Here is an 18,749-nt window from a genome sequence, read left to right as displayed (position 1 = left end):
TGGCGGGTCACATCATTCCCATGGGGCCGGAAAGGAGCTGGTCGGCGATCTTTCGCTGCTCTTCGGTCAGTGAGGCATAGAGGGGCTTGGCGGCAGCCTCCAAATCGTTGAGGCTGTTCAATCGCGCTGAAAGTGACTTCTGCTGGAAGGCAAGGCGCTCCGGCCATGAGGACGGCATGCCGCCTTTTGTCATCTGTTCATGCATCGATTGGTGAGTCCTGGCGCTCTCCCGCAGGGTATTCGCGAAGGCATCCCACTGTGGTTTCTGAGCGTCCGTGATCCTGAGTTCCGTCTTCAGGAAAGCGATCCGGCCCTCGACATGCTCGAAGGGCATGCCCATGCCGTCCTGCCGGCCCATCATCATTTGGCGCATCATGGGCATCATCTGCCCCATGTTTCCCATCATTCCCATGTCGCCCATCATGTTGGTCTGACCGCGCGGCTGCTGAGTGCCTGGTTGGACAACCATGCCGCTGCCCATGCCTTGGCCGGTCACGGGGGCGTTGCCGGCTTGACCCGCATTCGGCACTTCCTGGGGCTGTGCTGCGCCAGTGCCGTCGGGATGGTGGGAGGTATGGTCCTGATCAATGGTTTGTGCCTGGGCAGCCGCCATCATGGCGACCAGCGCGAAAACCGGCAGCATTGTACGGGTGAGAAACAACATCGTGTCCTCCGTCTGTCATCTGGGTCGAGACTGCCCCGAACGAACTCCACAAGGAGCGCCGGGGAGACGAGTTACAGCCACATGGACCGGGTCCGATATCCTTGACCAAACCGAAAAGCAGGTTGGGCGCGGACGGACTCGTGGCGTCAGATGATCAGACGTGGAGGACGCTGGGCGGGAGAGCTGCCGATACCCTCGGGTATGATGGGAGTGGGGAGATGGTTGGACATGGCCAGGCGCGGGACGATTACCGCGACAGCATCCGTGATCAGGCCGCCGTGCATAGTGGCGCACTGCGCCACGCTACAGCAGACGCTGCCATCAAGGAGACCCTCATCGGCACAAGGAGCCTGATCCTGGTCACGGACGGCAGTCGTTTTGTCGGCTGTCACGGCCGTCGCATGCTCGTGCGGAGCCATGGACCGGTCATGAGGCACCAGGATGGCGTGGTTTGGGACAGCGTAGACGAGCAGCATCGCCAGCATAAGCAGGCTCACCACTCCCGTCCTGAACGTCGCCGACGATCCACGCCACATGGCGATGACTTTCATTCCCACTCTGGTGAAGGTGCCGCAGGTTCAGGCACCAGCCGCTCCGACAGGTTAAGACGACGAACCGGCACATGCAATATTACGGCGTTCCGGGACAACCGCATTGATCGAGATCAAGAAAGCGGTTGAGGGTGCTGCCTGTGCTTGAACCAGCCCTACTACTCACCTCGGCATCGACCGGTACGTTACGCCATTGGGGCCATGTCCCACTGCAAAGGTTGTCAGGACTTCCCGTGTCGCGGTGTTGATCACAGAGACGGTGCTGTCCACGATATTGGTGACGAGGACGACGGCCCCGTCATCGCTCATGCTGACACCATGCGCCCCTTTCCCGGTGCGGATGGTGTCGATGACGCTGCCGGCAGCCACGTCAATCACTGAGACGGTATCGGCAGGTTCGGCGTCCGTGCCCTGGTTGGCGGCGTAGACGAAACGTCCATCTGGTGTGGCGTGGACCTGGATCGGGTTCCGCCCGACCTTGATCGTTCCAATCAGGGTACGGGCGGCGGTATCAACCACGGCGACACGGTTTTCATCGCGCAGCGAGACGTAGACGCGGCTGCCGTCCGGGGTGAAGCCGACCTGAACCGGCGTGGTGCCGACCTGAATCCGCGCCACTTCGATGAGGGAACCAGTATCAATGACGGACAGGCTGCCGTCCTGAACGTTGGCGACGTAGACCTCGCGCCCGTTCGGGCTCATCCGAAGCCCGTGCGGATAGCGGCCGACTGCGATTGTTTTGACGACCGACATTCGGGCAAGATCCACCACGCTGACGGTGTTGTCTCCGGCGTTGGTCACGAATGCCCGCCGACTTTCCGGCCCAGGGACGACATGGGCCGGATGGGCGCCGACGCTGATAGTCTCGATGGGACCTTTGGCTAGGAAGGCCGCATCGAAGACCAGCAGCCGCCCCCTGGTCTCACCCGCATCATGTGCGGCTTTGTCATGGCCGTGTCCGTGACCGTCAGCGACCGCGGCGCCGACCGCCAGAAGCCGGGTGCCGTCCGTCGTGATCTGGACGTTGTGCGGCGAGATCGGGATCGGGATCGTCGTGACCCGGGTGGTGGCGAGATCGATCGCGCTGATGGAGTTGCCATGCTCGTCGGCAGTGTAAACGAAACCTCCTCCTTCGATCACCCTGGGTGTTTGTGCGTGGGCTGTGCCGACGGAAAGCGTCGCCATGACTACCGCGACAAGTGGAAGCAGGATCAGTCGTCTGACTTCATGGTCGCGGCTGAGGAGCGTCCCTTTTGCGTTGCGAGAACATTGCGTAAAGTTGATGCTCATGATCATCCTGTTCAAGTTCGCTCGGGCCCGATACTCGACGGTTGTCATCATACCGGTAGCCGTGTGGTGGTGATCCCGAACGGCTTCCCTGCGGAGGTGCCGGGGATTAGAAGGCTATGGCCACGAGGGCTGGGTCCGACGTCCGCTGCCGAACTTTGGCGCGGGCGGACTCGTGGCGTCAGATGATCCGGCGAGGAGGGCGCAGGGCGGGAGGGCTGCCGACGCCCTCGGACATGGCGGGAGCGGGCAGATCGCTCGACAGTACAAAGCCTGGGATGAGCGTCTCGACAGCACCCGCGAGCAGGCCAGCATGCATGGTGGCGCACTGCGCCACGCTGCAGCAGACGCCGTCGTCGAGGCGGTCCGCATCGGTGCAAGGGACCTGGTCGTGCTCAAGGACGGCAATGGGTTCGTTGGCCGTCGCGGTCACCGCGTGCTCGTGCGGGGCCATGGGCCGGACATGAGACACCAGGCTGGCGTGGCTCGGGGCGGCGTAGACGAGCAGCGTCGCCAGCATCAGCAGGCTCGCCATCCCCGTCCTGAACGTTACCCACGACCCGCGCCACATGGCGATTAATTCCATTCCCACTCTGGTGATGATGCCATTGAGCAGACACCAAGCGCTCCGTCAGGCTTATGCGACGGGTTGGCATCGACAACATGATGGAGGTTTGGAGCAGCTGCCTTGATCATGATCAAGGGAGCGGTCCATATTTCATCCTGCTTCCGAGGTTCTGCCTCCGGGACAGTCAGGAGACCCATGGGAGCGTAATCAAGGCGCGCAGCCCGCCGGACGCGCGGTTTTCCAGGACCAGATCGCCACCATGCCCCCTGATGACCGATCGGGCCACCGTCAAGCCGAGACCGAAGCCGCCGGTCTCTCTATTGCGGGACTCCTCAATACGGTAGAACGGGTTGAACACCGTCTCCAATTCACTGTCGGGAATGCCCCGGCCCTCGTCGTCGATCGAGATCACCAGACGGCCCGGCAAAGTCTCCAGGATTACGGTGGCGGAGGCGCCATAATTGACCGCGTTCTCGATCAGGTTCGCCAGGGCGCGCTTCAGGCCGATCGGACGACATCGCATCGTCACTCCGGTCGGACCCTGAAAATACGCCGGGCGGCCCGCATCGGACAGGTTGTCGCAGATGGTCGCCAGCAGCGCGCTGATATCGACCACCTTGGTCTCTTCCCGACCTCCGTCGTCCCTGAGGAATGACAGCGTGGCCGACACCATGGCCTCCATCTCGTCCAACTGGGCGAGGATGCGGTCGCGCTCCTCCCCCTCATCGATGAATTCCGCGCGCAGCCGGATGGTCGTGATCGGGGAGCGAAGATCGTGGGAGATGGCGGCGAGCATCTGCGTCCGATCCGTTACCAGGGTGCGGATCCGGCCCTGCATCTCGTTGAAGGCCATGGCCGCCTCGCGCACCTCCTCCGGCCCATGGACCGGCAAGGGCGGCGCGGTTACATCGACTCCGAGCCGCCGCGCCGCGTGGGCTATGCTCCTGAACTCGGCGGTGCAGACACGGACCAGGTAGAGGGAGACGGCCAGGATGGCAATCGACATCAGCGTGGTAGGGACGATGAAATGCCGGTCCTGCCTGCCCAGGGTGCTCAGTGCCGTGGCTCGGGCGTTGATCCAGCTTCCATCGGGCAGCCTCGTCGATACCAGCAGGACGTGGTCGGCACCGTATCCCTTCGCCGCGTAGGCGACGCGCAGGCCGTTGCCGTCGATCCCGGGAACCAGCTGCTGCAGGCGGCGCTCCAGCATGTCGAGTCGGTCATCACGGGCGGACGCCTCCTCGACCAACGGAATGGCGCTCCAATGGGCGGTCAGCCCCCGGCCGGACAGGGAATGGGCGGCGGTCTCGCGCTCCTCTGGCGGCAGCGTCATGACAGCCTGCTTCACCGCCGCGATGCGCTCGGCCGCGACCCGCTCATCGGCCAGGTCGGCCTGCTGCGACAGATAGGAGCGGTACCAGACCATACTGAGCAGGTGCGACAGGGCCAGTGCTACCAGCAGGATCGTTACGGCACGGCCAACGATAGTGTCCGGTACCAGAGAGCGCAGAACCGACCTCATCCTCGCCATCATGCCCGCTCGACATCGGCGGTCAGGACATAGCCGGATCCTCGTATGGTCTTGATGAGCGGGCTTGGTGATACGTCGTCGCCCATCTTATGCCTGAGACGGCTGACCTGGACATCGACGCTCCGGGCGTAACCGTGGATACGGTTTCGCACGAGCTCCAGCAACTGGTCGCGGCTCAGCACCTGGCCAGGCCGTTCCAGAAAAGCGAGTAGCAGGTCGTACTCGGCGCCCGTGAGGGCGACTAGGGCTCCGGGCGGGGATGTCAGCTCCCGCCGGACGAGGTCCAGGGTCCATCCGGAAAACCGGTACTCGTGTGGCATCCTGACGACGCCGGGATTCGAACCGGCCGTACGGCGAAGGACGGCCCTGATGCGGGCAAGAAGCTCCCGGGGGTTGAACGGCTTCGGGAGATAGTCGTCCGCGCCCACCTCCAGGCCGACGATGCGGTCCGTGTCCTCGCTCATTGCCGTCAGCATGATGACGGGAACATCAGGTTTCCTGGCCTCGGGCGATCGAAGTTCACGGCATAGTTTAAGCCCGTCGTCCCCAGGTAGCATCAGATCGAGAACGACGAGGTCGAAATGATCCGCCTGGAGCGCCCGCCGCATTTCGGCTCCATCCCGACAGGCGGTTGATCGAAATCCATGCCGTTCCAGGAAGCGGCCGAGCAGATCCCGGATTTCCTGATGGTCGTCAACAATAAGGATGTGGGCTGCGCTTTCCATGACATCTGGATAACACCTGGGTGGGCGCTCTGATGCAGGTGATTTCGCTTCAAAGAGTTTCTGTCTGTTACGAAGTGTTACAAGTGAACCTGCGCGCGAAACGGCTGGACGATGTGGAATGTTTGAAGGGCACCAACCAGATGAGGCAACCGACGTGGACATAGCCAGGTACCCAGATCCTCTTGAGGGGAGTACCTGCACCAGGGCATGCCCTTATTGAAAGCATCCTCAAATTCGGGTGCTGGAGTCACCTACATGCTCTGCCGCGCCTTTATTACGGTTGAAGGGACGAGAGCCATGCTGGATCAAGTCTTCGTCAAACATTGGGAGAATGTGATATGCTAGTTCGCGAGATGATCGGAACGCATCCCGACGTAAAAGGCAGCATCAATGATGCCCTGATCCGCTGCATCGAGGAATGTTACTCCTGTGCCCAAACCTGCACCTCGTGTGCGGATGCCTGCCTCGCTGAAGATATGGTCAAGGAACTTCGCCAGTGCATTCGGCTCAACCTTGACTGTGCGGATATCTGTGCGGCCGCTGGATCCATCGCGACACGCCGTACGGGGTCCAATGAAGAACTGATCCGCTTGACGCTGCAGGCCTGCGCGACCGCTTGCCGCCTGTGTGGTGCTGAATGCGACAGCCATGCATCGATGCACGAGCATTGCCGGATCTGCGCGGAATCCTGCCGACGCTGTGAGCAGGCCTGTCAGGCAGCACTTCAGAGCATGGCTGCCTGATCAATTTAAACGACCCTGCGGAGCCGTTCTCCTCGGGGTTGCTCATCCGAGAGAAGACCTCACCAGAACGAACTGCGCGACGGCGGACGAGGTCTTCTTCGACATGATCGTCACCGGTATGAGTGTGCCGCACCAGCGGAATCAATGGACAGGAAAGTATGGATCAAGTTTGGCAAGCCTTTTACACCGGGGCCGGCATGCTGTGGCAGGCGCTCTGGGCACTCATCTTCGGCTACATCATTTCCGCAGGCATCCAGGTACTTGTCAGCCGCGAGCAAATGGGCAAGGCGCTCGGCGAGCGCGGGCCGAAGCAGGCGGGCCTGGCGTCGCTCTTCGGGTTCATCTCGTCGTCCTGCTCCTTTGCCGCCCTGGCCGCTTCGCGCTCGGTCCTGGTGAAAGGCGCGCATCCGGTCAACTCGTTGGCCTTCCTGATCGCCTCGACCAACCTGGTAATCGAACTCGGAATCGTGCTCTGGGTGCTGCTGGGCTGGCGGTTCACGCTTGCCAATATCCTGCTTGGACTGCTGATGGTGCTTTACGCCTACCTGCTCACCGCCCTTTGGTTTCCGTCCGGGCTGGCCGAGGAGGGCAAACGCCACGCCGAAAAGGCTCAGCAGAGCGAAGGCATGGATATGCAGCACGACGGGGGGCAGGGCTCCTGGCGGCAGAAGCTGACCTCGCACGCGGGCTGGAGGCAGATTGCCCACGCATTCTTCATGGAATGGGCGATGGTCTGGAAGGAGATCCTGTTGGGCTTCACGGTCGCCGGCTTCATCTCCATCTTCGTGCCGCAGGCATTCTGGGATTTCCTGTTCGTCGGAAATTCTGAAAACCCGTCTTTCTGGGCCGTAGTCGAGAACGCCGCCATCGCACCCGTAGTTGCCTTCTTCACGTTCATCGGCTCCATGGGCAACGTGCCACTCGCTGCCATGCTGTGGTCGAAGCAGGTATCGCTCGGGGGCGTGATGTCATTCCTCGGCGCCGACCTGGTGGCGGCGACCGTCGTCTGGATCCACGGGAAATACTATGGCTGGAAATATGCCGGCTACCTGTCGCTGGTCATGTACGTGTGCATGGTCGCCGCGGGCATCACGGTCCACTATCTCTACGACCTGACCGGACTGACACCCACGGAACGCCCGTCGCTGCAGGAGATGGTCCGGTTCGCCATCGACTACACGTTCTTCCTGAACCTGGCTTTCGGAGCCGCCGCGGCCTGGCTTTTCTATCTGCATTTCACCGGTGGCCACGGCCAGCAACACCAGGAGCATGGCCAGGAACATCAGGGGCGTCCCGCTCACGAAAAGGCCTGAGCGGACACCGGAGGGATTTTCATCCTTCAGGAATGGGAAAATCAATGAGTGAGGATCTCATGGAGAGCAAAAAAGGCACTGCCAAGCAAAGCACCGGCGAGAATTTTGAACGGCAATCCGGCCCACAGGAGCCGCGCCGCGCCGGGCGAAGCAGCGCTGCTGAAATCCAGAAGGCAAGCGAAGACATGAAAGGAGCGCCCGCTGATCGGGACACAGCCGCCCGGGAAGTTGAACTCGATCAGACACCCGGGAAAACATAGTCGCTGTCGGACGATACAGCGCTGTAATAGTTGTGCCCGTGCCTAATAGATTTGGAGAAGAGTCCAAGTTCGTTCGGGGACATCGTCTGCCTCATCTGCCTCAATGACCAGGACGCTCTCCGCTGAGTGGCCATTCGGCACTATCCCCGTTCTCACACCCGTTGTCGCCTGTGGCCGCTGTCGCTCATGGCCCATGCTGTACCCCCTGGTGCCATGACGGTGGAACCGGGTCGGAGATGTCTTGCTCTGTGAGACTTGGATAGCACGTGTAGACAAGCCATCGCAGAAAGATGGCAGAAAGTGATGGAGATGGACAATCGGAAGAGAACCGTGGGGCTCGCCGCTACTGCCGGTGCCGTTGGCATTTTAGCATTGCTCGGGGTGGCCGGCTTGTTCGTCGTCTACACCGGAGCGTTTAATGTCGCCGCGACGGAAGAACACACCTCGTTCACCCGGTGGGCGTTCGACACCACTTTCCACAACTCCGTCGAAAGCCGCGCTGCGGACATTGCCGTGCCCGAAAGCCTTTCGCCGGATATGGTGAAGGCCGGCGCAGGCTCCTACAAATCGATGTGTCAGCACTGTCATGCCGGGCCGGGCGTCGAGCGATCCGCATGGGCGAGCGGCATGCGACCGAGACCGCCCCACCTTGCGGAGGAGGCGGCCGAGTGGGAGCCGGAGGAGATATTCTGGCTCGTCAAACATGGAGTGAAGATGTCCGGAATGCCGGCGTTTGGACCGACCAATGACGACCGGGCGCTCTGGAGCATCGCCGCTTTCGTCAAGGAATTGCCGGCCATGACGCCCGAAGAATATGCGGCGCTGGGTGGCACGGGCTCCGGCAGCGGCCATTCGAATTGACTTCAAGGCGCGCCAAACAAGGAGAATGAGCCCAATGGAGATGTCGTACTGGCGCTTCGCCGCTATGATTGTGACTTCGACCGTCGTTATGTACGGTTTGATGTACCTAAACACCTATTCGTTCGAGCATGTCTTCTGGAGCGAGACCCGCGCCTGGATGGCTCTCGTCATGGGCGCGACCATGTCCATCATCATGCTCGGGTACATGCTGGGCATGTACAGGAAGCGGGCGATCAATCTCGCGATTTTCGGGGGATCCATCGTGGTGTTCGCCTTTGCGCTCTGGATCGTGCGCAGTCAGGCGACGGTGGATGATGTCGATTACATGAGGGCGATGATTCCACACCATTCGATCGCGATCCTGACGAGCGAGCGTGCGCAGATCACCGATCCGCGGGTCCGTAAGCTCGCGGACGAGATCATCGAGGCGCAGGAGCGCGAAATCGCGGAGATGAAATATCTTGCCGCCGATCTGGAGGCGCGGGACTGATGGGTAAGTTGACTTCTCGGGTCGGGCTGGGACCTTTTCTGACGATACTGATCCTAGTACTGCTTGCTGGATGTAATCGGAACGATGCACCGGACGACGATCTGGAGGCCGTGCAAGCGCCCGAGATCGCCAGGATGGTGCCCGCGGAGGAAGCACTCGCGGGGGCGGAGATCCCTAGCCTCGACCCCGCCACGATGAACGACGCGCAAGTCCGCAACGCGGTCGGCTCGGGATCCTACTGCCAATTCCGGTACACGACTGCAGGCAAGCCGGTTCTGGCGGTAAACATGCCCCTCGGTGGAGGACCGGGTAGCGGAATCATCAAGTTGAACGGGAACCTCGTCGCCTTGGAACCAGAACCGATCGACGGCAGCGGCAACGAGCGGAGTGGAAAACTCTCTTTGGCTGCCGATCCAATCCGAATGACTGTTCTGCCTGATCCCGGAGAGAGCGGCGAAAATCGTGACGGCGTGCGGCGCCAAGAGGCGAACATGATCTTCGAGGTCGGGCAGACCCTCAAAGTCGGGTATCGCGGTTATCTGGACTGTGCGTCCCACCCGCCGCCGGAATCCCCGTCACACTGATTGAAAGCCCACTCCAGACCTGACGCCGATGCCGCTGAATTCCCGCGCATACAGAAACAAACCGACTCAGTGCCATGACCATCGGCAGGACAGTGACGGCAACTCGCTCGGTTCGGCGGTGAAAGGATGGGCAGCCTAGCATTGATTTCTCGGTGACATCGTGGACCGGACCACAGCGGAGCGTGAGCAGCTCCGAAGAAAAATCTTGACCTTCCAGCAATGGGAAACCCGAGGCTGAGACCATTATCCAAGGAGGAGGAGATCATCATGCTGAAGCTCAAAGTCGAGGGGATGACCTGCGGCCACTGCGCCCAAACCGTTACCAAGGCGGTCGAGGCCGTGCCCGCGGTCGAACGTGCCGTTGTGGATTTGAAGGCCGGGGAAGTCGCGGTCGAAGGGAATGCCGACGAGGCGACTGTCCGCCGAGCCATCGAGGACGCGGGATATGATGTCCGCGATGCGGCGTGACACATAGTAGCGGGGATGGGCTGAAGCGATGTCACGGACCTTCAGTCCCTTTCTCCCTCGCCCTGCAGGCCAGCATCGCGGGCGACATGACCGTGCCTATCGACGGCATCTGCTGTTTGTATAACCATAATCCCAGGGAGAGACGATGATGATCGGTCACCTACGGCGCATCAGCATCCTTGCCGCACTGGCGGCCGGGCTGGCCGCTTGTTCCAGCGGCCCGGCCGAGCAGTCGAGGACAGCCGCCCCGACCAGCCCGAGCGGCACTATGAACCACTCGGGCATGGGCCAGATGGATCAAGCTCAGATGATGCAGCACTGCCGCGCCATGATGCAGGGCGGAGGGTCCGGTACGATGCAGGGTGGCGGCATGGCCCATGGTGGCGGTGCCGCGAATGCGGGCGGTATGGGCCAGATGGATCAAGCCCAGATGATGCAGCATTGCCGTGCCATGATGCAGGGTGAAGGGGGGGCCGAACCTACCCGGTAGGATCTTTCCGTACACCAAGTTCCGCGCCATTACGAGTCCGGGAGGCGGCCAGCGTGAGCAATCGCGCTGGCCGTTTTCGTCCGCTTGGCAGCTCCTCTGGAATTTGTCACCGGTGAAACATTCGATCAAGAAAAGCCCTTGACCTTCCAACGGCTGGAAGGCCCATCTACATGTGCAGTTAGAGAGAACAGGAGCCGTTCATGGCTTATGCAACTGCAAGGGAACCGGTCGCGCCGCCGGAGCCGGCAGCGTCCGAGATCGATATCGGGATCGGTGGTATGACCTGCGCGTCGTGCGTGGGTCGCGTGGAGAAGGCCATCCGCAAGGTGGAGGGCGTCACGGACGTGTCCGTGAACCTCGCGACCGAGAGGGCGCGCGTCGCCTTCACCGATCCCAGGCCGAGTACCCAGGGCGTCGTCGATGCCATCGCCAGAGCGGGCTATGAACCCGCCGTGGCCGAATTCGACCTCCGGGTTCAGGGCATGACCTGCGCATCCTGCGTCGGTCGGGTCGAGAAGGCGCTGAAGAGGGTGCCGGGCGTCTCCGACGCCGCCGTGAACCTCGCCACCGAGCGTGCGCATGTCACCGGACACGGCATCGACGCCGCCTCCCTGGTCGCCGCGATCGAAAGGACGGGTTTCCAGGCTGCTCCGGTCACCCGGGACGAGGCGGCCACCGGAGCGCCGGACGAGGCGCAGGTGCGTAGCCGCCGTGAACTTCGGCACGTCCTGATTGGTGCCGCGTTGTCGCTTCCCCTCGTCGCCGGCATGATCGGCGACTTGGCCGGCTACCCCATGATGCCGCCGGGCTGGGTCCAGTTCCTGCTGGCCACGCCTGTGCAGTTCTGGCTGGGCTGGCGCTTCTACAAGGCGGCGTACAAGGCCGTGCGGGCGGGCACCGGCAATATGGACCTGCTGGTCGCCATCGGCACCACCGCCGCCTGGGGCCTCAGCGTCTATATGCTGCTGACCGCGCACCAGGCACACGGCATGCCGCACCTCTACTTCGAGGGTTCGGCCGTTCTGATCACCTTCGTGCTGCTGGGCAAATTGCTTGAGACCCGCGCCAAGGGACAGACGGCCGCGGCAATCCGCGCCCTGATGGATCTCCGGCCGGACACCGCCCGGGTGCGCCGGAACGGCACCGAGGTCGAGGTGCCGGTCGATCAGGTGAAGCATGGCGACGTCGTGGTCGTCCGTCCCGGCGAGCGCATCCCGGTGGACGGCCGGGTGGTGGAGGGCACCGGCAGCGTCGATGAGTCCATGCTGACCGGCGAGCCGCTGCCGGTCGAGAAGGCGGCCGACGCCAAGGTCACCGGCGGTTCCATCAACGTGGACGGCCTGCTGGCTGTGGAAACCACGGCGGTCGGTTCCGAGACCATGCTGTCGAAGATCGTGCGCATGGTCGAGGGAGCTCAGGCATCAAAGGCGCCGATCCAGCGGACAGTGGACCGGGTCAGCGCGGTGTTCGTGCCCATCGTCCTCATCATCGCCGCGGTCACTTTCGCGGCCTGGTGGAGCGTTTCGGGCGATGCGGAAACCGCCATCATCACCGCCGTCTCGGTGTTGGTCATCGCCTGTCCCTGCGCGCTGGGGCTCGCTACCCCGACGTCGATCATGGTCGGCACCGGCGCTGCGGCGCGCCACGGCATCCTGATCAAGGACGCCGAGGCCCTGGAGCGGGCACACGCCGTCACAGCCGTCGCCTTCGACAAGACCGGCACGCTGACCGAAGGTAAGCCTCGGGTGACCGACATCATCCCGGCGGAGGGCCTGGATCGCGCCGCCCTGCTTCGGCTGTCCGCCTCGCTCCAGCAAGGCAGCGAGCATCCGCTGGCTCGCGCGGTTCGTGAGCTGGCCGAGGCGGAGGGTATCGCTCCGGCTGCCCTGACCGACTTCAAGGCATTAGCCGGGCGCGGCGTGTCCGGTTCGGTCGAGGGACGCTCGGTGCAACTCGGCACCAGGCGTCTGATGGCGGAGAGCGGACTGGAGGATGACGTTCTGGGGGCCAAGGCGGCGGAGCTGGAAGCGTCGGGCCGGACGGTTTCCTGGTTGGCCGAGATTGCTCCTGAGAGACGTGTGCTGGCGCTGGTGGCGTTCGGCGACACGGTGAAGCAGGCGGCTCGCGAGGCCGTCCGGGCGCTGCACGAGAAGGGAATCGAAGCCGTTATGGTCACGGGCGACAGCAAGGGCGCCGCCGAGGCCGTCGCGCGGGATCTGGGCATCGATCGGGTCTTCGCCGAAGTCCTGCCGGGCGACAAGGCCGACGTGGTGGCGACTCTCAAGCATGAGGGCAAGGTCGTGGCAATGGTCGGTGACGGCATCAACGACGCCCCGGCGCTGGCGGCCGCCGACATCGGCATCGCCATGGGAACCGGTACCGACGTGGCGATGGCGACTGCGGGCGTGACCCTGATGCGTGGCGACCCGGTGCTGGTCGGCGGCGCGATCGACGTGTCCCGCCGCACCTATGCCAAGATCCGCCAGGGCCTGTTCTGGGCCTTCATTTACAATCTCGTCGGCATTCCGCTGGCGGCTATGGGATTCCTAAGCCCGGTGCTGGCAGGTGCCGCCATGGCGCTGAGTTCCGTCAGCGTCGTCCTCAACGCGCTCACGCTGCGCGGCTGGAAGCCCCGGGGTACTTGAGGAGTAATGGTCATGAACATCGGTCAGGCGGCCAAGGTGTCCGGCGTGAACGCCAAGCTCATCCGCTATTACGAGAGCATCGGGTTGATTCCCGAGGCGGATCGAACCGCCTCGGGGTACCGGGTCTACACCCCGCACGAGGTGAACATCCTACGGTTCGTGAGGCGGGCCCGCACGCTAGGATTCAGCATCGAGCGCATCCAGCAGCTCGTCGGCCTGTGGCGCCACAGGGACCGGGCGAGCGCCGAGGTCAAGCGGATCGCTCTCGACCATGTCGCCGAGCTCGAAGCCAAAATTGCCGCGATGCGGGCGATGAGCGACACGCTGCAGGAACTTGCCGACGCATGCCAGGGCGATCACCGCCCGGACTGCCCCATCCTGCGGGATCTCGAGAGCTCCGCCCCTCGATTAGCACAGGGGAATGGCCGCCCTCGATTCAGGGCGGCAGCGGGTGCGGACCAAACTTCATGATCGCTGTGAGAACTTGTGGATCAAGCTCCAGGGGCGGTCACGCCGCCCCCGTCAAGGATGGGATTGAAATGCAACCCGTAGAAGTCTAGATGCTCTTGCGATTGCTATGATTGATGCATTACGGTGCGGCATTCGGGCGCGGCCCTTGGATATGGGATTGGCAATAGGCATGCGGTTCACGCGCTTTCTAGCGGCTGTGCTGTTCGGCCTCCTCCTCGGTTGGGGAGGTTTGGCCATGCCTGAGGCCGCGATGGCCGACATGCTCCACCACGGCGTTCCCCTGGGCGAAAAGGCTGCGACCGACTGTAACGAGCAGCCGGGGCAGTCTGGCCATGGCGATCACAAGGACCAGGACGAGCACGGAGACGACTCCGAGCTCGCGCACCGAGGGTGCTGCGTGATGACTTGCGGTGGCCTGTCGGCTTTGGAGCCCGCCGATCTCCAGGTAAAGCCCATTGAGTGGATGCCCGCTCGTTTGCAGATTGTCAGCGACGACTTGCTCAGGAAGCGCTCCGTGCTCCCCTTGCGCCGCCCTCCCAGGGCCGCGGCCTGAAGCCCTTGCCCGCCTGCGTGAGCAGCGCGGGCAAGAGGCTTCGTAGCGCTCCTCCCCCTTAGCGGGACGCGCTGCAATCAGCGCATCGATCCAGCTGACCGGGAACGGTTGACCCGCGACGCCTGAGCCGCGCACGCCTTCCGCGCGTCTGCGCCTTACCGGGTCGCCGGCTTCCTTCCCAGTTGCCCAGATTCCCTGAGCTATTCGGTCGCTGCCCTCACTCCTTGCCGTTCCGGCCGTCCCTGGCCGGAAGCTGCACCCTTTTCGGCTTCTTCCCGCATCGACGGCGGAGCCAGAGATAGAGGACACCCAATATGCGTTTGAGCACCCACACCCTGGGCGCCGTCGCCGCCCTGATCACCAGCACCGGTCTCCTTGTATCACCGGGGCTGGCGTTCGCAGCCCCCGGCGAGGCTGGTCACAAGCACGATACTGCCGCAATCGGCGAACCTGCCAAGGCTACCCCCAAGACGCGCACCATCCAAATCACGATGGGCGACAACTTCTATGAGCCGGAAACCATCCCGGTCAAAGCCGGCGAAACTGTTCGCTTCGTGATCAAGAACACAGGCGAGTTCCTGCACGAGTTCAACATCGGCACGACCGCGATGCACGCCGCCCATCAAAAAGAAATGGCCATGATGGTGGACCACGGCATGCTCTCCGCGACCGGCGTGGATGTGAAAAAGATGAAGATGGACCATTCCACGATGCCGGGGATGGGTCATTCCATGAAGCACGACGACCCCAACAGCGTCCTCGTGGAGCCCGGCCAGACCAAGGAACTGGTCTGGAAATTCACCAAGCCGGCCACCCTCGAATTCGCCTGCAACATGCCCGGCCACTACGAGTCCGGCATGGTCGGCAAAGTCAATTTCCAGCGCTGAGGGAGGTCAGCATGCACAAAACACTACCTGGCCTCTCGCGCCGCGACGCCCTCAAGTTCGCCGGAGCGGTAGGCGTGGCGGGTGTCGTCACGGTCTATCCTGGGCGCCGCGTCTTCGCGGCCTCGGACCGGTCGTTAGACTTGGCAGTCGAACGAACCCGCATCACCATCGACGGCGAAACGAGCAACGCCATCTCCATCGGCGGCTCGATCCCGGCGCCCACGCTGCGCTGGCGTGAGGGGCAGGAGGTTGTCATCCACGTGACCAACCGGCTGGATGAGGGGACTTCCATTCACTGGCACGGGCTGCTGCTCGAAGGCGTGATGGACGGCGCGCCGGGCTTCAACAATTACCGGCCGATCGGCCCTGGCGAGACCTACACCTACCGCTTCAAGCTGCGCCAGGCCGGCACCTACTGGTACCACAGCCACTCCGCCTCGCAGGAGCAGGAGGGTATGTACGGCGCCATCGTGATCGAGCCCGCCGGGCGCGATCCCGTCCGGGCCGACCGTGACTACGTGGTCCTGCTGTCCGACCACACGCCGGAGAACCCCGAAAACGTCCTGCGCAAGCTCAAGGTCAGCGAGGGCTACTACAACAATAACAGGCGCACCCTGGTCGATTTTTTCCAGGACGCCAAGCGCGACGGCCTGGGCGCCACGATCAACGATCGGCTCGCCTGGGGCGAGATGCGCATGGACGCCACCGACCTCGCCGACGTGACCGGCTACCAGTTCCTGGTCAACGGCAAGGGGCCGCTGGATAACTGGACGGCTGTCTATAATCCGGGTGAGCGGGTGCGTCTGCGGATCATTAACGGTTCGGCCATGTCGATCTTCGACGTCCGAATCCCTGGACTGCCGATGACCGTGGTTTCTGCCGACGGGCAGAACGTGGTGCCGGTGAAGGTCGATGAGTTCCGCTTTGGCGTTGGGGAAACTTACGACGTCATCGTCATGCCCACGGAAGATAAGCCTTTCACCTTCTTCGCCGAATCGATCGACCGCACGGGCTTCGCCCGGGCGACGATCGCGACCCGCGAAGGGATGGAAGGCGAGATCCCCGAGCAGCGTCCACGCGCCATCCTGACCATGGCCGACATGGCGATGGCTCCCGGCATGGACCACGGTAGCATGGCGGGCATGGATCATGGCTCGATGGCCGGCATGGACCATGGCAACATGCCCGGAATGGACCATAGCGCCATGCCTGGTATGGATCACGGCTCGATGCAGGGCATGGATCACGGCTCGATGCAGGGCATGGATCACAGCAACATGCCTGGAATGGACCACAGCGCCATGCCGGGCATGAGTCACGGTGCTGCGGGAAGCAAGGATCAGGCGGTGGGCTGGGCCGACGCAGGCACGCCTCCCGGTGCCAAGGCGCTCTCCTACGCCGACCTGAAGGCACTTGTCAGGAACAAGGATCTACGTGAGCCCACTCATGAGATCGAAGTCCAGCTGACGGGCATGATGTCGCGCTACATCTGGACCCTGAACGGCCAGAAGTTCGATGAGGGAGCCTCGATCCGGGTGGCCTATGGTGACCGTGTCCGCATCCGTTTCGTGAACACGACCATGATGGCCCACCCGATGCACCTGCACGGGATGTTCGTGGAGCTTGAGAACGGTCAGACGGATCGGATGCCCAAGAAGCATGTCGTGCTCGTCCCGCCGGGGCAGGTCACGACGGTGCAGTTGACCGCGGACGAGCCCGGGGAGTGGCCCTTCCACTGCCACCTCCTCTACCACATGGCCTCGGGCATGATGACGCGCTTCATCGTCGAACCCCACACGGCAAGCCTCTGATCCAGGAACGACGGATGACAACGACAACAAGGGTCCCGCACAGGACCGCACTGATGGCCGGGGCCATCCTGCTGGCGCTTTCAGTAGTCCCGGCCTGGGCCGCCGAGGAGCACTCGGCTGAGCAGTTCCATGAGGAGCCGCCGATCCTCGGAACGCTTCTCATCGACCGGTTCGAGCACCGCTGGAGGGACGGTGAGAACTCGATCGACTGGGATGTCCAGGGCTGGGTCGGCGGGGACACCAACAAGGTCTGGTTCAATGCCGAGGGTAGCAAGCCCGTCGATGGAGATGTGGAAGAAGCCGAGTTCCAGCTTCTCTACAGCCGCATGACGTCGGAGTTCTGGGACGCGCAGATCGGCATCCGGCACGACGTGCGGCCGCAGCCGCAGACGACCTACGGCGTGATCGGGTTCCAGGGCGTGGCACCGTACTTCTTCGACGTGACCGCCCAGCTCTTCGTCAGCGAGGATGGCGATTTCAGCGCCCGCCTGGAGGCTGAGTACGACCTCCTGATCACGCAGAAGCTCATCCTACAGCCGGTGGCAGAGGTGAACGTCTCGGCACAGCGGGTACAGGAACTCCATATCGGCCCGGGCTTTAACGACATCGAGCTTGGCCTGCGCCTGCGCTACGAGGTCGTCCGGGAGTTCGCCCCGTACATCGGCGTGAATTGGGAGCGCAAGCTCGGCGAGACGGCGGATATCGCCCGCGATCACGGCGAGGATCCGAGCGACCTGTCCTTAGTTGCGGGCGTGCGGTTCTGGTTCTGAGCATTGGCAGGCCGACTACCATGCGGTAGTCGGCCTGCTTGTGGGCGGCGTCGCCCACAAGCAGCTTCGTGGAGTGTGTAAAGCTGTCACCCAGCACAGAGCCCTTTCCAAACCGGTGATGCCATGTGCGGCTGCAGAACATCAGGACCTCTCCGGTTCATTCCCTGCTTATGCCCGGCCGCACCGCCGCTATTCCTTTACTGAAGTCATTTCAGCTGCTCGGTTCGGAAGTCTGCGAGAAGGCGGGTGGGTGTACCTGAACCCAGGTTGCCGGCCCGGAACCATACCTACCCAGCACATCGTCAATCCACTCGCGGAAAGGCATCAGCTTTGTCAGTCCAAACCTGTGGGAGCAAAGCCGGGGCTCGTAGCTCAGGAGGCTGCGGCTGACCGAAGCCGACACGCCCAATCCACCAGACGGAAGCATCTCCAACAAAGGCGCGCCGGAATCCCCATCGCATACTGCAACCTTCCTGTCGCTCACGAGGAGCTCCGTGACGCCCCAATCCCAGGCTGGCGACGTCAACAACGCGTCGTGGAGAAAGCCACCGTGTTGGGACTCATTGTATGAGGTTGTTCCATATCCCGCGACGGCGGCTCCGACTAGGCTCCTCCAGTAGGAACCCGTATCGACGTCCAACAGCGATACCGGTCGGTATGGGGCCGGAGCCAGTCCGCCAAGAATAGCAAGGGCAAGGTCGCCCCGGTCAGACGGCTTGCTTCGTCCGTCAGCCCATAAAGGAGAGGGTTCAAAGTGCGAAATGGGCAAGGAGGTGCGGCCGGTGAGGTGCCCCACCACGTGGGTTTCGAAGATGATGGTGATGGCGCTTCCGGTATCTCCACAGTGCGCATCCGTAAGAACGGCCGTTCGCGACACCAGGACCCCCGTGCATAGGTGCGAGTTCTCTGCGTTATAAACGGCCACCACGCTGTTCGCGATGACCGTGTTTTTCAGCGTCCTGCGCCCGCCCTCTACCGCATCGGCGGTCCAGGTATAGGAAAGCCATACCAGTGCAAATACCAAAACAGAGATGCGCCTCATGGTCAGCCACTCCGGGGACCTTGCCCGCTAGACGG

21 protein-coding genes are annotated in these 18,749 nt (G+C 62.8%); 13 read left to right on the top strand and 8 right to left on the bottom strand.

The features are described from left to right. Positions 1-7 precede the first annotated feature (7 nt). The 6 genes from N825_RS36035 to N825_RS00770 form a co-directional block, all read right to left on the bottom strand. Positions 8-664, bottom strand: a complete 657-nt coding sequence (locus N825_RS36035; protein WP_051511344.1) for a Spy/CpxP family protein refolding chaperone — start codon at positions 662-664, stop codon at positions 8-10. A gap of 146 nt (positions 665-810) precedes the next feature. Further along, positions 811-1,215 (bottom strand): hypothetical protein, encoded by a 405-nt coding sequence (locus N825_RS00790; RefSeq protein WP_037445937.1) that lies wholly within the window; start codon positions 1,213-1,215, stop codon positions 811-813. A 162-nt stretch (positions 1,216-1,377) separates the two neighbouring features. Next, entirely contained in the window at positions 1,378-2,511 is a 1,134-nt protein-coding gene (locus tag N825_RS00785; protein ID WP_245612961.1) for a YVTN family beta-propeller repeat protein, read from the bottom strand. A 172-nt stretch (positions 2,512-2,683) separates the two neighbouring features. Next, the gene (locus tag N825_RS00780) at positions 2,684-3,037 is read right to left on the bottom strand and encodes a hypothetical protein (RefSeq protein WP_157618918.1); all 354 of its coding nucleotides are present in this window, start codon (positions 3,035-3,037) and stop codon (positions 2,684-2,686) included. 217 nt (positions 3,038-3,254) lie between these two features. Further along, positions 3,255-4,592, bottom strand: coding sequence for an ATP-binding protein (locus tag N825_RS37490; RefSeq protein ID WP_037446317.1), 1,338 nt, complete (start codon positions 4,590-4,592; stop codon positions 3,255-3,257). Positions 4,593-4,600: 8 nt separating this feature from the next. Further along, positions 4,601-5,326, bottom strand: coding sequence for a response regulator (locus N825_RS00770; protein ID WP_037445933.1), 726 nt, complete (start codon positions 5,324-5,326; stop codon positions 4,601-4,603). Between the two features lie 338 nt (positions 5,327-5,664). On the opposite strand from N825_RS00770, the gene N825_RS37645 reads away from it, so the two are divergent. From N825_RS37645 to cueR, 10 genes are all read left to right on the top strand, one after another. Next, positions 5,665-6,069 (top strand): four-helix bundle copper-binding protein, encoded by a 405-nt coding sequence (locus tag N825_RS37645; protein WP_084164105.1) that lies wholly within the window; start codon positions 5,665-5,667, stop codon positions 6,067-6,069. Between the two features lie 158 nt (positions 6,070-6,227). Then, positions 6,228-7,382: a permease gene (locus tag N825_RS00765; protein ID WP_063833571.1), complete on the top strand. Its 1,155-nt coding sequence runs from the start codon at positions 6,228-6,230 to the stop codon at positions 7,380-7,382. 44 nt (positions 7,383-7,426) lie between these two features. After that, a complete protein-coding gene (locus N825_RS38620) occupies positions 7,427-7,642 on the top strand; it encodes a hypothetical protein (RefSeq protein WP_157618917.1) in 216 nt (71 codons plus the stop codon). A 303-nt stretch (positions 7,643-7,945) separates the two neighbouring features. Next, complete coding sequence (locus N825_RS00760; protein WP_037445931.1) at positions 7,946-8,503, top strand: c-type cytochrome; 558 nt, start codon at positions 7,946-7,948, stop codon at positions 8,501-8,503. A gap of 34 nt (positions 8,504-8,537) precedes the next feature. Further along, the gene (locus N825_RS00755) at positions 8,538-8,993 is read left to right on the top strand and encodes a DUF305 domain-containing protein (protein ID WP_037445929.1); all 456 of its coding nucleotides are present in this window, start codon (positions 8,538-8,540) and stop codon (positions 8,991-8,993) included. Next, complete coding sequence (locus tag N825_RS00750) at positions 8,993-9,577, top strand: DUF6692 family protein (RefSeq protein WP_037445928.1); 585 nt, start codon at positions 8,993-8,995, stop codon at positions 9,575-9,577. The genes N825_RS00755 and N825_RS00750 overlap by 1 nt, the downstream gene beginning before the upstream one ends. A gap of 267 nt (positions 9,578-9,844) precedes the next feature. Next, the gene (locus N825_RS00745; RefSeq protein WP_037446313.1) at positions 9,845-10,045 is read left to right on the top strand and encodes a heavy-metal-associated domain-containing protein; all 201 of its coding nucleotides are present in this window, start codon (positions 9,845-9,847) and stop codon (positions 10,043-10,045) included. Positions 10,046-10,193: 148 nt separating this feature from the next. Beyond that, complete coding sequence (locus tag N825_RS00740) at positions 10,194-10,535, top strand: hypothetical protein (protein ID WP_157618916.1); 342 nt, start codon at positions 10,194-10,196, stop codon at positions 10,533-10,535. A gap of 200 nt (positions 10,536-10,735) precedes the next feature. Beyond that, positions 10,736-13,180 carry a heavy metal translocating P-type ATPase gene (locus N825_RS00735; protein ID WP_037445925.1) on the top strand — a complete coding sequence of 815 codons (2,445 nt, stop codon included), beginning with the start codon at positions 10,736-10,738 and terminating at the stop codon, positions 13,178-13,180. A gap of 12 nt (positions 13,181-13,192) precedes the next feature. Beyond that, complete coding sequence (gene cueR / locus N825_RS00730) at positions 13,193-13,651, top strand: Cu(I)-responsive transcriptional regulator (RefSeq protein ID WP_084164212.1); 459 nt, start codon at positions 13,193-13,195, stop codon at positions 13,649-13,651. Between the two features lie 187 nt (positions 13,652-13,838). Here cueR and N825_RS38615 read toward each other — a convergent pair whose 3' ends face one another. Continuing rightward, positions 13,839-14,012 carry a hypothetical protein gene (locus tag N825_RS38615; RefSeq protein WP_157618915.1) on the bottom strand — a complete coding sequence of 58 codons (174 nt, stop codon included), beginning with the start codon at positions 14,010-14,012 and terminating at the stop codon, positions 13,839-13,841. Between the two features lie 506 nt (positions 14,013-14,518). Between N825_RS38615 and N825_RS00720 the strand changes: the two genes are divergently transcribed. Genes N825_RS00720 through N825_RS00710 form a run of 3 tightly spaced genes read left to right on the top strand, consistent with a single transcriptional unit; the run spans position 14,519 to position 17,672 of the window. After that, positions 14,519-15,091 carry a cupredoxin domain-containing protein gene (locus N825_RS00720; RefSeq protein ID WP_037445923.1) on the top strand — a complete coding sequence of 191 codons (573 nt, stop codon included), beginning with the start codon at positions 14,519-14,521 and terminating at the stop codon, positions 15,089-15,091. Between the two features lie 11 nt (positions 15,092-15,102). Continuing rightward, a complete protein-coding gene (locus tag N825_RS00715; RefSeq protein WP_037445922.1) occupies positions 15,103-16,902 on the top strand; it encodes a copper resistance system multicopper oxidase in 1,800 nt (599 codons plus the stop codon). A gap of 53 nt (positions 16,903-16,955) precedes the next feature. After that, positions 16,956-17,672 (top strand): copper resistance protein B, encoded by a 717-nt coding sequence (locus N825_RS00710; RefSeq protein WP_037445920.1) that lies wholly within the window; start codon positions 16,956-16,958, stop codon positions 17,670-17,672. 211 nt (positions 17,673-17,883) lie between these two features. On the opposite strand, the gene N825_RS00705 is transcribed toward N825_RS00710, so the two are convergent. Then, on the bottom strand, positions 17,884-18,714 hold the full coding sequence (locus N825_RS00705; protein WP_084164103.1) for a trypsin-like serine protease: 831 nt from the start codon (positions 18,712-18,714) through the stop codon (positions 17,884-17,886). Positions 18,715-18,749: the final 35 nt, after the last annotated feature.

This window comes from Skermanella stibiiresistens SB22, from assembly GCF_000576635.1.
Taxonomy (GTDB): domain Bacteria; phylum Pseudomonadota; class Alphaproteobacteria; order Azospirillales; family Azospirillaceae; genus Skermanella; species Skermanella stibiiresistens.
This window is presented reverse-complemented; position numbering and strand designations above follow the sequence as displayed.